The 12,604-nt window shown below is 63.0% G+C and carries 13 protein-coding genes; 8 read left to right on the top strand and 5 right to left on the bottom strand.

Annotated elements, in window-relative coordinates; all coding sequences use genetic code 11:
* Positions 1 to 594 carry a CDP-diacylglycerol--glycerol-3-phosphate 3-phosphatidyltransferase gene (pgsA, locus tag PP1Y_RS13330; RefSeq protein WP_013832709.1) on the bottom strand — a complete coding sequence of 198 codons (594 nt, stop codon included), beginning with the start codon at positions 592 to 594 and terminating at the stop codon, positions 1 to 3.
* Positions 595 to 715: 121 nt separating this feature from the next.
* On the opposite strand from pgsA, the gene PP1Y_RS13325 reads away from it, so the two are divergent.
* Positions 716 to 2,029, top strand: coding sequence for an MFS transporter (locus tag PP1Y_RS13325; protein WP_013832708.1), 1,314 nt, complete (start codon positions 716 to 718; stop codon positions 2,027 to 2,029).
* 30 nt (positions 2,030 to 2,059) lie between these two features.
* Here PP1Y_RS13325 and PP1Y_RS13320 read toward each other — a convergent pair whose 3' ends face one another.
* The 3 genes from PP1Y_RS13320 to PP1Y_RS13310 form a co-directional block, all read right to left on the bottom strand.
* Positions 2,060 to 2,275, bottom strand: coding sequence for a hypothetical protein (locus tag PP1Y_RS13320; RefSeq protein WP_232512676.1), 216 nt, complete (start codon positions 2,273 to 2,275; stop codon positions 2,060 to 2,062).
* Between the two features lie 185 nt (positions 2,276 to 2,460).
* A complete protein-coding gene (locus tag PP1Y_RS13315; protein WP_041558843.1) occupies positions 2,461 to 2,643 on the bottom strand; it encodes a CsbD family protein in 183 nt (60 codons plus the stop codon).
* A 129-nt stretch (positions 2,644 to 2,772) separates the two neighbouring features.
* Positions 2,773 to 3,186, bottom strand: coding sequence for an EVE domain-containing protein (locus tag PP1Y_RS13310; protein ID WP_013832706.1), 414 nt, complete (start codon positions 3,184 to 3,186; stop codon positions 2,773 to 2,775).
* 79 nt (positions 3,187 to 3,265) lie between these two features.
* Here PP1Y_RS13310 and PP1Y_RS13305 point away from each other — a divergent pair, with 79 nt between their 5' ends.
* The 7 genes from PP1Y_RS13305 (at position 3,266) to PP1Y_RS13275 (ending at position 10,448) form a co-directional block, all read left to right on the top strand.
* Entirely contained in the window at positions 3,266 to 4,201 is a 936-nt protein-coding gene (locus PP1Y_RS13305; protein ID WP_013832705.1) for an isopenicillin N synthase family oxygenase, read from the top strand.
* Between the two features lie 132 nt (positions 4,202 to 4,333).
* Positions 4,334 to 6,061 carry a bifunctional diguanylate cyclase/phosphodiesterase gene (locus PP1Y_RS13300; protein ID WP_232512674.1) on the top strand — a complete coding sequence of 576 codons (1,728 nt, stop codon included), beginning with the start codon at positions 4,334 to 4,336 and terminating at the stop codon, positions 6,059 to 6,061.
* Between the two features lie 62 nt (positions 6,062 to 6,123).
* Positions 6,124 to 6,957, top strand: coding sequence for a diaminopimelate epimerase (gene dapF, locus PP1Y_RS13295; RefSeq protein ID WP_013832703.1), 834 nt, complete (start codon positions 6,124 to 6,126; stop codon positions 6,955 to 6,957).
* Complete coding sequence (locus PP1Y_RS13290; RefSeq protein WP_041558842.1) at positions 6,954 to 8,132, top strand: MiaB/RimO family radical SAM methylthiotransferase; 1,179 nt, start codon at positions 6,954 to 6,956, stop codon at positions 8,130 to 8,132. Before dapF ends, PP1Y_RS13290 begins: the two co-directional genes overlap by 4 nt.
* A complete protein-coding gene (gene ftsY, locus PP1Y_RS13285) occupies positions 8,129 to 9,067 on the top strand; it encodes a signal recognition particle-docking protein FtsY (RefSeq protein WP_007013824.1) in 939 nt (312 codons plus the stop codon). Before PP1Y_RS13290 ends, ftsY begins: the two co-directional genes overlap by 4 nt.
* On the top strand, positions 9,067 to 9,741 hold the full coding sequence (locus PP1Y_RS13280; RefSeq protein ID WP_007013823.1) for an inner membrane-spanning protein YciB: 675 nt from the start codon (positions 9,067 to 9,069) through the stop codon (positions 9,739 to 9,741). The genes ftsY and PP1Y_RS13280 overlap by 1 nt, the downstream gene beginning before the upstream one ends.
* 134 nt (positions 9,742 to 9,875) lie before the next feature.
* On the top strand, positions 9,876 to 10,448 hold the full coding sequence (locus tag PP1Y_RS13275) for a urate hydroxylase PuuD (RefSeq protein ID WP_007013822.1): 573 nt from the start codon (positions 9,876 to 9,878) through the stop codon (positions 10,446 to 10,448).
* A gap of 90 nt (positions 10,449 to 10,538) precedes the next feature.
* Here the strand turns inward: PP1Y_RS13275 and PP1Y_RS13270 are convergent, their stop codons facing one another.
* Positions 10,539 to 12,506, bottom strand: coding sequence for a potassium transporter Kup (locus PP1Y_RS13270; RefSeq protein WP_013832701.1), 1,968 nt, complete (start codon positions 12,504 to 12,506; stop codon positions 10,539 to 10,541).
* Positions 12,507 to 12,604: the final 98 nt, after the last annotated feature.

The following is a 12,604-nucleotide window of genomic DNA, read 5'->3' as shown; positions in this document are numbered from 1 at the left end:
TCAGTCCATGTGCTTGAGGCCGACGCGCATGTAGTCCCAGCCGGTGATGATCGTCAGCGCCGCTGCCGCCCAGAGCGTCGTCAGGCCCACGGTATGCGGCAGGTTGATCGCGATTCCGGCGAAGGGCACGTTCCACCAGGGCATCGCTCCGCCGAGAATCAGCGCGCCGAGCGAAACCATCTGGAAAGTCGTCTTCCACTTGGCGAGCTTGCTGACCGGAACCGAAACCTGCAGCGGCCCGAGAAATTCGCGCAGGCCCGAGACGGCGATTTCGCGCACGAGAATGATCAGGCCGGCGATGACGTGCATGTCACCCACATAGGGGCCGCGCAGGATGCCCTGCGCCGTCAGCACGAGGATGACCGCAGCCACCATGATCTTGTCGGCGATCGGGTCGAGGAAGATCCCCAGCTTCGAGACCGTCCCGCTCGAGCGCGCGAGATACCCATCGAAATAATCGGTTATGCCCATGAGGCAGTACAGCCCGAAGGCCAGGCCGTATCCGAACTCCCAATTCGGCCACCACAAGAGAAATGCCAGAAGCGGCACAGTCAGGATGCGGGACAGCGTGAGGAGATTCGGCAAGGTGAGCATTCAGGCAATGCCCATAGCCGGTAACGCAGGGAGGAATAAAGTGCCGATCAGGGGTTGTGCCCCTCGCCCACCGCTTTAAGTGTCCGCGCACCAGAATTTGAGGCCGGTTACAGATCAACAGATGACAACGACGTCAAAACTCATCCGGGCCCGACGTTTCCTGCCGCTGTTCGTGACCCAGCTTCTCGGCGCGTTCAATGACAACCTGTTCAAGAACGCGATGGTTCTTTACGTGGTCTACAGCGTCTACAACTCCGAGGCCGACGAGGCCCGGTTCAGCGCTTTGGCCTCGGCGATCTTCATCATTCCGTTCTTCGCGCTCTCCGCCCTGTCCGGCCAACTCGCCGATATGCGCGACAAGGCGAAGATCATCCGCATCATCAAGTTCTGCGAAATCCTGATCATGCTGGTGGGCGGAGCCGGACTGGCGCTTGCCTGGCAGGGCATCGGCCTGCACACCATTGCGATTCCGCTGATGCTGGTCGCACTTTTCGCGATGGGCATTCACTCGACCTTCTTCGGCCCGATCAAGTACGCCATCCTCCCGCAGCACCTGCGCGATGGCGAAGTGCTCGCCGGCACCGGCCTCGTCGAGGCGGGGACCTACATCGCAGTCCTGGCCGGAACCATCGTCGCCGGCTGGATCAGTGTCGATGCCGCGGCGATCAGCGTCTTCGTGGTCGCCTGCATCGGCTATATCGCCGGGCGGCAGGTCCCGCCCGCTCCGCCGATGTGCAAGCCCGAACCGCTCGACTTCCATATCTGGCGCTCCTCGATCCAGCTCGTGCGCACGACGATGCAGGACAAGCGGGTGTTCCTGGCAATCTGCGCGATCAGCTTCTTCTGGGCGATCGGCACTGTCCTGTTCATCCAGTTCCCGCCGCTTGCCAAGAATATCCTGGCGGCCAGCAAGGAAGTCGCCAGCCTGTTCCTCGTGATGTTCTCGGTCGGCGTCGCCATCGGGTCGATTGCGATCAACGCCCTGCTCAAGGGCACGGTCTCGGCCCGCTTCTCACCGCTCTCGGTGATCGGCATGGGCCTGTTCCTCTTCGCGTTCGAAATGGTCTGCAGCGCCTGGACGTCTCACGGCGCACCGGGCGAACTGATGGACGTGGCGACCTTCCTCTCGCAGCCGCTGGCAGTGCCGCTGTTGCTGACGCTGCTCGGCATCGCCGTGTGCGGCGGCATGTTCGTCGTGCCGCTCTATGCCTTCCTGACCACTTTCGTGGACAAGTCGCAGACCGCGCGCACGGTGGCCGCCAACAATATCGTCAATTCCGGCGCAATGGTGGTGGGCTCGCTACTCACCGGCCTGCTGACCCTGCTCGGGCTCGCGATCGTACAGCAATTGCTCGTCGTGGCGCTGTGCTGCGTTGCTTCAGCCTGGCTCGGCTACCTGCTGTTTCGCGCAGAAAAGGCCGCAGAAGCGGCCTGACATCAATCCCTTTCCCGGGAAGATCTGCCCTCAGGCGATAAAGACGAGCATCGCGACGAGCGATGCGCAGTAGGCCTGCAGGAAGCTCTGCCAGTCCCCGCCCGTCATCTTCCAGCGCAACCTGGCAAGGGCATTGTCCTGCTGCACCTCCTGATCCAGCGGCGCCAGGCGCACATGGGCAGGAAGCGAGCGCCGGAACGGATGCCGGGCGGCTTCATCGGTCAGGACAAGGGCGCGTCGCTTCATGGCTTTCATGAAGCGGAAATTAAGACTTTGTTTACTTTTTCCGCAAGCCGCTTGTCGCGCCCCTCCCAAAACGGGACGGCGCGCGCGAGTTTGAGCAAGCCCGGCACAGCGCATTGGCGTACAACGCAAAAGGGCCGCCTTGCGGCAGCCCTTCAACCGGTTTCCTTGCGGAACCTGCATGCGACCTAGACCTTGTCGCCCAAAGCGCCCTTCACCTTGCCCTTCAGGTTCTGCATCTCGCCCTTCTTTTCCTGGGCCTTGCCTTCTGCTTCGAGTGAAGGATCATTGCGGGATTCGCCAGCAGCCTGCTTGATGTTGCCGGCTATTTCGTTAGCGAGGCCCTTGGCCTTGTCCTTGAGTTCACCCATAAAATTATCTCCTTGTTTCAGCGGAAGAAATTTCCCACCGTCACTAGGAAAGAACGGGCAGGCAGGACATCCGGTTCCCGCAGCGCGCCCGGCCGTGGCTGAGACGCGACCAATCAAGCGGATGCGCGGTCAGCCCTCCGACCTGGCGATAAGGTAGTCCCATTCCTCGGGCGTGATCGCTGCGACCGAAAGCCGCGAGAGCTTGACCAGCTCGATCTCCGCCAGTTCGGGATCGGCCTTGATTTCCTTGAGCGTGACCGGCTTCTTCAACTTGCGAACCGGCTTGACCTTCACGGCCGCCCACTTGCCTTCCGGATCGGTGGGATCGGCAATCCCCGCTTCGCTGATCGTGACGATGCCGACGATCTCCTTGCCGATGTTCGAATGGTAGAAGAACGCCTCGTCGCCCACTTCCATCGTACGCAGGTTGTTCGCCGCGCGATGATTGCGCACGCCGTCCCAGGTGCCTTCGCCCTCTGCGACGAGGTCATCCCAGCCGTATGCGTCGGGTTCTGACTTCATCAGCCAGTAGCGCTTCGCCATCTTTTGCCTTTCCGTTTCGACTAAAGTCCAGAAACAAATTAGGTAGGCCGCATAACGATTCACTACGGAATGCACCACTATGGACCTTGCCGAAATCCCCGTCCTCAGTCTCGACGCCGACCGCGAAGCCCTGCCCGGGCTCATCGGCGAGAGCTTTCGGACTTTCGGTTTCGCCATGGTGCGCGATCACGGTATCGCCCCGGATCTGATCGAGCGGGCCTGGGACCTGACCCGAGAGTTCTTCGCGCTGCCGGTCGAAACCAAGATGCACTACTTCAAGGCCGGCCAGGGCGGGGCGCGCGGCTACACGCCGTTTCGCACCGAAGTCGCCAAGGGCGCGACGGAGAAAGACCTCAAGGAATTCTGGCACATCGGGCGCGACCTGCCTGACGGTTCACCGCTCGCCTCAACCATGCCGCCCAACATCTGGCCTGCGGAAATCGAGGACTTCCAGAAAACCTTCACCCGGCTCTACGCGGCTTTCGACAGGGTCGGCGCCGAACTGCTCTCGGCGATCGCCATCGACCTCGGCCTCGATGCGCGCTGGTTCGACCATGCCATCGAGAACGGCAACTCAGTCCTGCGCCTGCTGCACTACCCCCCGGTCAGCCGCGATGCGGGTGGTGCAATCCGGGCCGGCGCGCATGAGGACATCAACCTCATTACCCTGTTGCTCGGCGCGGAGGAGGCAGGCCTCGAACTGCTTGGCAAGAATGGCCAGTGGCTCTCGGTGGCGCCGCCCGAAGGGGCGATGGTGGTCAATATCGGCGACATGCTGCAGCGCCTGACCAACCATGTCCTGCCCTCGACCACGCACCGCGTGCGCAATCCCGCAGGGGACCGCAGCACGCACAGTCGCTACTCGATGCCGTTCTTCCTGCACTTGCGCAGCGATTTCCCCTTCGTCACCCTGCCCCAGTGCGTCACTGCGGAAAACCCGGATCGCTATCCGCAAGTAATCACTGCCGACGACTATCTGCAGGAGCGTCTGCGTGAAATCGGACTTATCGCATGATAACAGGAAGTTGAGAGACCTTGATCGGGCACGGTGACAAGGCCCCTCCACGACAATAACGGCAGGCTTTACGGAAATTTCAGCTTAACCCGGTAAACGTCCCAGGACATTCCAGCTCCGGGGGGATTTTCGGTGACAGCAACCAAGGTGGCAGACATTCAGGACGTCTGCGCCGATCAAGCGGATGACCGTCAGATCGACGTCGTCGCGCTCGGCATTGTCACCGCCGCGATCCTCCTGTTCGTCGCGACAGGTAGTGAAGTCGGTCCCGCGGTCGTACGCTCGATCCTCGAGCGCGGGCCCGGACCGGACAACTTCATCCTCAATGCCTTCCTGCTCAACATCGCGATCATCATCTTCGGCTGGAGCCGCTACCGCCAGCTTTGCGACGAGATCAAGCTGCGCAAGCGCGCCGAACGGCAGGCCCGCCTGCTGGCCGAGACCGATCCGCTGACCGGCTATCTCAATCGCCGCAGCTTCAACACCGGTGTCGCCAAGTTGCTCGCCGACAATCAGGTTGAGGATCGCGCGGTCGTCCTGATGATGATCGACCTCGACAACTTCAAGCAGATCAACGACTACAACGGCCACAAGACCGGCGATCTCCTGCTGCAGGAGTGCGCGCGCCGGATTTCGGCAAGCCTGCCACAACAGGCCGTCATCGGCCGGATCGGCGGTGACGAATTCGCCGTCGCCCTCGCCTTCGACACGGGCCGCGACGAATTCCTCGATCAGGTCGCCGAATCCCTCGTCGACCGGATGAGCCGCCCGATCGCCATCGACACGCTGCTGCTCGAAGTGACCGCTTCGGTCGGGCTCGCCCGTTCCGACCTGCTGGGCATCGACGACGAATTGCCCGATGCCCGCACGCTGCTCGAACGCGCCGACATCGCGATGTACCATGCCAAGCGCCGCGGCCGGAACAGCTATTATTGGTTCGAAGCCCAGATGGCCGACGAGATGCGCTTTCGCAGCGAGATCGAACACGGCATCCGGCAGGGCATCCCGCGCCAGGAATTCGTACCCTTCTACGAACAGCAGATCGAGTTGCAGACCGGCAAACTGATCGGTTTCGAGATGCTCGCGCGCTGGGATTCGCCCAAGTTCGGCATCGTCGCACCGGACCTTTTCATTCCCATCGCCGAAGAGATCGGCGCGATTGCCGACCTGTCGGAAAGCGTGATCTCGCAGGCACTCGAAGATGCCAAGACCTGGGACGACCATCTCACCCTCTCGGTCAACATCTCGCCAATGCAGCTGCGCGACCCCTGGTTCGCCCAGAAGCTGATCAAGCTACTGATCGAGGCGAAGTTTCCGCCGCACAGGCTGGAGATCGAAATCACCGAATCCTGCCTGCACCAGAACATCGCCCAGGTCCGTTCGCTGATCACCAGTCTCAAGAACCAGGGTATCAAGGTCAGCCTCGACGATTTCGGCACCGGCTACAGCTCGCTCGCACAGCTGCGCAGCCTGCCCTTCGACCGCATCAAGATCGACCGCAGTTTCGTATCCAGCCTTGTCGACAACAAGGACAGCGCCGCAATCGTCAATGCCATCGCCCAGCTCGGCAAGGGGCTGGACATGCCGATTACGGCCGAAGGTATCGAGAACGGCGCGGTGCTTGAACGGCTGATGGAATTCGGCAGCATTACCGGGCAGGGATATTACTATGGCAGGCCGCAGCCGGCCCGTGAGGTCAGCGAATGGCTGGGCGGCATCGAACTGATCGCCAACCGCCAGTTCCTTGAAAGCGAACTGCCGCAGCTACGCCGCGGCGCTGTGCAGGATCTGCCCACTGCGCAGGCGGACACGCAGGACACGCCTGTCGATCCCGCAATCAAGCCCGCAAAGCGCGCCTGATCGGCTCCTTTTCGACGCATCACCACTGGACCTGAGGCCCGCCAACGCATAGATCGCGCGCCATGCGGATCGAATTCACCAAGATGCATGGGCTGGGCAACGACTTCATCGTGCTGGACGCGCGTGAGCGCGCCCTGCCGCCGATCGACTCCGCTGCCGCATCTGCCCTTGCCGACCGCCACACCGGCATCGGCTGCGACCAGCTGATCCTGCTTGAGCCCTCTTCCGAGGGGGATTTCCGCATGCGCATCTTCAATGCCGACGGCAGCGAAGTGGAGGCATGCGGCAATGCCACCCGCGCGGTCGGCCTGCTGCACGGCCAGCCGGCCCGGATCGAGACGCTGGGCGGCTTGCTCCACGCCTCGCCAAGCGACAGCGGCATTTCCGTCGAAATGGGCAAGCCCCGCTTCGACTGGGACCGCATTCCGCTTGCCTATGCAATGGACACCCATTCCATGCCGGTAGGCTGGGATGAGCTGACCGATCCCATCGCCGTCAACGTCGGCAATCCGCACGTGATCTTCTTCGTCGCCGATCCCTATGCGGTCGAAATGGACCGGCTCGGCCCGCTGATCGAGAACGACCCGCTGTTCCCCGAGAGGATCAACGTCAATGTCGCTGCAGTGACCGCACGCGACGCGATGACCCTGCGCGTGTGGGAACGCGGCGCCGGCCTTACCCGCGCCTGCGGCACCGGCGCCTGCGCGACGGCCATCGGAGCGATGAAGCGCGGCCTGGTCGATCGCCGCGTCACCGTGACCCTTCCTGGCGGGCCGCTCGTCATCGAATGGCGCGAGGACGGCGAGATCGTCATGACCGGTCCGGCGACCGAGAGCTTCCGCGGCTCGTTCGATCCGGCCGATTACGGGATGCCTGCGGGCGGGACCAAGGTTTGACGGTCGAAGTCCATTCCCTCGGCTGCCGCCTCAACATCGCGGAAAGCGAATCCCTGCGCGGCCTGCTCGGCGAGGCGCGGGATCTTGTCGTGATCAATTCCTGCGCCGTGACGGCCGAAGCCGTGCGCCAGACCCGGCAAGCGATCCGCCGCGCCCGCCGCGCGCGGCCCGACGCGCGCCTTATCGTCACCGGCTGCGCCGCCGAAGTGGAGCGCGAGATGCTGGGGCAGATGCCCGAGGTGGACGGCCTCGTCGCCAACACCGCCAAGCTCGATCCACGCGCCTGGAACGTGCCTGCTGCCCCGCCCCTTCGCGCAAAGGGTGGCTACACGCGCGGCTTCGTGCAGGTGCAGAACGGCTGCGACCATGCCTGCACCTTCTGCGTGATCCCGCAAGGCCGTGGTCCGAGCCGTTCGCGCAGCGTGGCCGAAGTGATCGAAGACATCGCCGTGCATGTCGATGCGGGAGTGGGCGAGATCGTCCTTACCGGGGTCGACCTTACCTCCTGGGGCAGCGACCTGCCCGGCGCTCCGCGACTGGGCGCACTGGGCGAAGCGATCCTGGCCCGCTTCGCCGCCCTGCCCCGCCTGCGCCTGTCCTCGATCGACGGCGCGGAAGTGGACCCCGGCCTGTTCGAACTGCTTGCGCATGAACCGCGCATGATGCCGCATGTGCATCTTTCACTACAGCATGGCGACGATCTCATCCTCAAGCGGATGAAGCGGCGCCACAGCCGAGCCGATGCCATCGCGCTTGTCGAAGGGCTGCGGGCCCACCGCGGCGATCTTGCCGTGGGCGCGGACATCATCGCCGGATTCCCAACCGAGGACGAAGCCGCGCACGCCAACAGCCTCTCGATCGTCGAAAGCCTGCAGATCGTGCACGGGCACGTCTTCCCCTACTCGCAGCGACCGGGTACCCCGGCCGCTCGCATGCCGCAGGTCAGCCCGCCGCTGATCAAGGCCCGTGCCGCGGAATTGCGTACCACCATCGCCCGCCAGCGCGACACTTGGCTGGAAGGCCTTGTCGGTAAGACGCTGACAGTGCTTGCCGAGAAAGGCGGGACCGGCCATGCCGAGAACTTCGCGACCGTGCGCCTTCCCGAGGGCACGCATCCCGGCGCACTGCTACGCATCACGCCTGGAAAGGCAGTCGAAGGAATACTGGAAGTATGAGTGACGAAGGCGCCCCCAACGACGCCTGGTCCGAACGCCTCTTCGGAGGCTTTCGCAAGACCTCCGAACGGCTGACCGGCAACCTCGCCGGTATCGTCGGCAAGACCCGCCTGGACGATGGCCAGCTCGACGACATCGAGGACGCCCTGATCATGTCGGACCTCGGCCCGCGCGCCGCGGCCCGCATCCGCGAGCGGCTCGCCGAAGAACGCTTCGAGCGCGATGCCGATGAGCGCGCGATCATGGAAGTCGTCGCGCGCGAGATCGCCGACATCCTGCGCCCTGTCGCAAGGCCGCTCGACGTGGTGGCTTTCCCGCGTCCGCAAGTGATCCTCGTGATCGGCGTCAACGGATCGGGCAAGACCACGACGATCGCCAAGCTGGCGCACCTGTTCCAGGAACAGGACTATTCGGTCATGCTGGCAGCGGGCGATACCTTCCGTGCCGCGGCCATCGGCCAGCTTGGCGTCTGGGCCGAACGGCTGGGCGTTCCCATCGTCAAGGGCCCCGAAGGCGGCGATCCGGCTTCCGTCGTGTTCGATGCGGTCAAGGCTGCGACCGACCAGGGCATTGACGCGCTGATCGTCGACACCGCAGGACGCCTGCAGAACAAGCGCGAGCTGATGGACGAGCTGGCCAAGATCCGCCGCGTCCTGGGCCGCCTCAACCCCGAGGCCCCGCACGACGTGGTCCTGGTGCTCGATGCCACCAACGGTCAGAACGCGCTGTCGCAGATCGAGATCTTCAAGGAAGTCGCGGGCGTCTCCGGCTTGATCATGACCAAGTTGGACGGCACTGCACGCGGCGGCGTCCTCGTCGCAGCGGCCGAGCAATACGGGCTTCCCATCCATGCCATCGGCGTCGGTGAAAAGATCGACGACCTGCGCCCCTTCAACCCGGACCTCGTGGCCCGGGTTATCGCCGGAATCGCCTGATGACCCAAGCATCCCCCGCCAAGGCCGAGGAAAAGCCGCGCAGCTCCTGGCTCAATCTCGTGGTCGACTACGGACCGCTGCTGATCTTCTTCCTTGCCTACCGGCACTATTCACCGGCTGACAGCGAGGACAGCATCGCCACTGTAGCCGCCGTCATCAAGGGCACGCTCGCCTTCATGGCTGCCACCGTGATCGCCCTCGTCGTCTCCAAGTGGCGGCTGGGCCATATCTCGCCGATGCTCTGGCTGACGACGGTGCTGATCGTAGGCTTCGGCGCTCTGACCGTGATCTTCCACGATCCGCTGTGGATCATGATCAAGCCAACCGCGGTTTACCTGATGTTCTCCGGGGTACTCTTCATCGGGCTTTGGCGCGGCAAGCCGATGCTCAAGTATCTTCTGCAGTCAGCCTTCGAGGGTCTGGACGAGACCGGCTGGATGAAACTCTCGCGCAATTGGGCGTGGTTCTTCCTGTTCCTGGCCGTCCTCAACACCGCGCTCGTCTATGCCAAGCATATCGGGGTCATCACTTTCGATACGTGGCTGCAGGCCAAGCTCTGGGGTTTCACGGTGATTTCCTTCCTCTTTACTTTCTCGCAGCTGCCCATGGTGCTCAGGCACGGCATGGGCGAAACTGCGAAGGAAGAGCTGATCGAGAATCCCCCGCACGACTGAGCCTGCGGGAAGGTCCTCCTCCCCATCCCATGATTTCATGTGACAAGCCGTGCCGGAATCGCGATAGTGCGTTGCCGGTCGCTGACTAACGCCAACAGCAGGGGGGCCGGCGCAAGAACATAAAGGGGGATGCAATGGCGAAACTGTTCGGAAACCTGAATCTCGTCCTGGGTGTAGGTATCGCGCTCGCGATCCTGATCATGCTGGCCTTCGCGCCATACTCACCGGTCAATCTCAATTCGGTCTTCCGCTGGCTCCACGTCTTTTTCGGGATCCTGTGGATCGGCCTGCTCTACTATCTCAACTTCGTGCAAGTGCCGCTGATGCCGTCGATCCCGGCGGAGCAGAAAGGCGCGGTCACCGGGCACATCGCGCCCAAGGTGCTATTCTACTTCCGCTATGCGGCGCTGTTCACGGTCATCACCGGGCTCGTCGTCGCGTGGGCCAGCGGCTACCTCGTCCAGGCGCTCAGCTTCGCGGGCGTTGGAGCCGTCGCGCTGATCGGCGTGGGCATGTGGATGGCCCTCGTCATGGCCTTCAACGTCTGGTTCATCATCTGGCCCGCCCAGAAGAAGATCCTGGGCATCGTCGAAGCCAGCGCCGAGGAGAAAGCCGCCGCCGCGCCGCGCGCGCTGATTGCCAGCCGTCTCAACACGCTGCTGTCGATTCCGATGATCTACTGCATGGTCAGCGCCAACCTCGGCTGATCGGTCACCGGAAACGCAAAGGGCGGGCCTGCCTTCGCAGCAGGTCCGCCCTTTTTGCTGTCCTCTCAAGAGGGAAGACGGACTGCGCGATCAGATCTCGAGCTGGCTGCCCAGTTCGACGACGCGGTTGGTCGGCAGGCGGAAGAACTCCATCGCACTGGCCGCATTGCGCATCATCCACGCAAAGAGCTTTTCGCGCCAGATTGCCATGCCCGGCTTAGCAGCCGGAAGCAGCGTCTGACGGGAGAGGAAGAAGCTGGTCTTCATCATCTCGAACGGAGCGCCGCAGATCTGGGTATTGGCCAGCGCTACGGGGATATCAGTCTCTTCCATGAAGCCATAGCGCAGCGTCAGGCGATAGAAGCCCTGCCCGAGGTCCGAAACCTCGTAGCGCTCGCTTGCCTCGACATAGGGCACATCGGCCACTTCGACGGTCAGCACGACAACGCGCTCATGCAGCACCTTGTTGTGCTTGATGTTGTGCAGCAGCGCCGAGGGCACGCCGACATTGCTCGATGCCATGAAGATCGCCGTACCCGGTACGCGCGCAGCGCTGCCGTGCGCGCTCTTGGCGAAGACGTTGAGCGGCAAGGCGGCCTCGGTCATGCGCAGGCGCATGAGGCGGCGGCCCTTGTTCCAGGTCGTCAGCAGCGTGAAGGCAATACCGCCGATCAGCAGCGGGAACCAGCCGCCATCCGCGATCTTGGTCGCGTTCGCAGCGAAGTAGGCGCCATCGACGATGAAGAATGTAACGATGACCGGGATCGCCAGCCACAGCTTCCAGCGCCACAGCACGATCAGCAACACCGTCATCAGGCAGGTGTCGATGAGCATCGCGCCGGTAACCGCAATACCATAGGCCGAAGCGAGGTTCGACGAGTTCTGGAAGACGAGGACCAGCACGATCACGCCGGTCATCAGCGCCCAGTTCACGAAGGGAATGTAGATCTGCCCGACTTCGTGCTCGCTGGTGTGGCGGGTCGAGAGGCGCGGGATGAAGCCAAGCTGCATCGCCTGGTGGGTGATCGAGAACGCACCCGAGATCACCGCCTGGCTGGCGATGAACGTCGCGCAGGTGGCCAGGATGACGAGCGGCAGGCGCAGGTATTCCGGCGCGAGGTTGAAGAACGGGTTCTCCATCGCCTCTGCCGCCGAAGCATCGTCCAGGCCGAGAATCATCGCCGCCTGGCCGAAGTAGTTGATCAGCAGGCAGGGCATTACGAAGCCGAACCACGACATGCGCATCGGGCCGCGCCCGAAGTGGCCCATGTCCGAATAGAGCGCTTCCGCGCCGGTCACGGCCAGCACGACCGAGCCGAGAGCCAGGAAGCCGAGCATCTTGTCGGTCAGGAAGAACTGGATCGCGTACCACGGGTTCAGGGCGACGAGCACGCCGGGCATCTGCACGAGGTGATAGATGCCCAGGATCGCCAGGACCGAGAAATAGATCACCATGACGGGCGCGAAGAGCGCTCCCACCTTGGCCGTCCCGCTTTTCTGCAGAACGAACAGGCCAATCAGCAGGACCAGCGCAATCGGCAGGACGAGCGGCGCCAGGCGCGATTCGACTACTGTCAGGCCTTCGACCGCCGAGAGCACCGAAACCGCCGGGGTAATCATCGAGTCGCCGTAGAACAGCGAGGTCGCAAAGACGCCCAGCAGCACGACAAGACCACCGTATCGCGATTTCTTGATGTGACCGGAAATCAGCGCGACGAGGGCGAGGCTGCCGCCCTGCCCCTTGTTGTCCGCGCGCATCAGGATGCCCACGTACTGGATCGATACGACCAGCGTCATCGACCAGAAGATCAGGCTGACGACGCCCAGAATGTGCAATTCGTCGATGGCCAGCGGGTGCGGGCCGACGAAAGTTTCACGAAAGGCGTAGATCGGGCTGGTACCGATGTCTCCAAAAACGACGCCGATCGCCCCGAAGGCGAGCTTGGCGACGTTGTTGGAACCATGACCATGGCCCCCGGGGACTGGATGCGCGGAAGACATCGCCGGATTGATTACCGACGGGGTTTCAGCACCACGACCCGATTGTTCATCACTCATTCCTGCGCCCCGTCATGGACTGGATAAGCCATCTCGCAGCTGCGGCAAGGGGTGGCCGTTAGCAGCATGCAAAGACCCAAGCAACGATACTTAAATCA

It is taken from the genome of Novosphingobium sp. PP1Y, from assembly GCF_000253255.1.
GTDB lineage: Bacteria > Pseudomonadota > Alphaproteobacteria > Sphingomonadales > Sphingomonadaceae > Novosphingobium.
The sequence above is the reverse complement of the archived record's forward strand: the minus strand, read 5'-3'. Positions and strand labels throughout refer to the sequence as shown.

Coding starts and splice junctions, on each gene's coding strand:
- ftsY (WP_007013824.1), top strand. CDS start 8,129: ATGAGTGACGAAGGCGCCCCCAACGACGCCTGGTCCGAACGCCTCTTC.
- pgsA (WP_013832709.1), bottom strand. CDS start 594: ATGCTCACCTTGCCGAATCTCCTCACGCTGTCCCGCATCCTGACTGTG.
- PP1Y_RS13315 (WP_041558843.1), bottom strand. CDS start 2,643: ATGGGTGAACTCAAGGACAAGGCCAAGGGCCTCGCTAACGAAATAGCC.
- PP1Y_RS13275 (WP_007013822.1), top strand. CDS start 9,876: ATGGCGAAACTGTTCGGAAACCTGAATCTCGTCCTGGGTGTAGGTATC.
- PP1Y_RS13325 (WP_013832708.1), top strand. CDS start 716: ATGACAACGACGTCAAAACTCATCCGGGCCCGACGTTTCCTGCCGCTG.
- PP1Y_RS13270 (WP_013832701.1), bottom strand. CDS start 12,506: ATGAGTGATGAACAATCGGGTCGTGGTGCTGAAACCCCGTCGGTAATC.
- PP1Y_RS13310 (WP_013832706.1), bottom strand. CDS start 3,186: ATGGCGAAGCGCTACTGGCTGATGAAGTCAGAACCCGACGCATACGGC.
- PP1Y_RS13305 (WP_013832705.1), top strand. CDS start 3,266: ATGGACCTTGCCGAAATCCCCGTCCTCAGTCTCGACGCCGACCGCGAA.
- PP1Y_RS13280 (WP_007013823.1), top strand. CDS start 9,067: ATGACCCAAGCATCCCCCGCCAAGGCCGAGGAAAAGCCGCGCAGCTCC.
- dapF (WP_013832703.1), top strand. CDS start 6,124: ATGCGGATCGAATTCACCAAGATGCATGGGCTGGGCAACGACTTCATC.
- PP1Y_RS13320 (WP_232512676.1), bottom strand. CDS start 2,275: ATGAAGCGACGCGCCCTTGTCCTGACCGATGAAGCCGCCCGGCATCCG.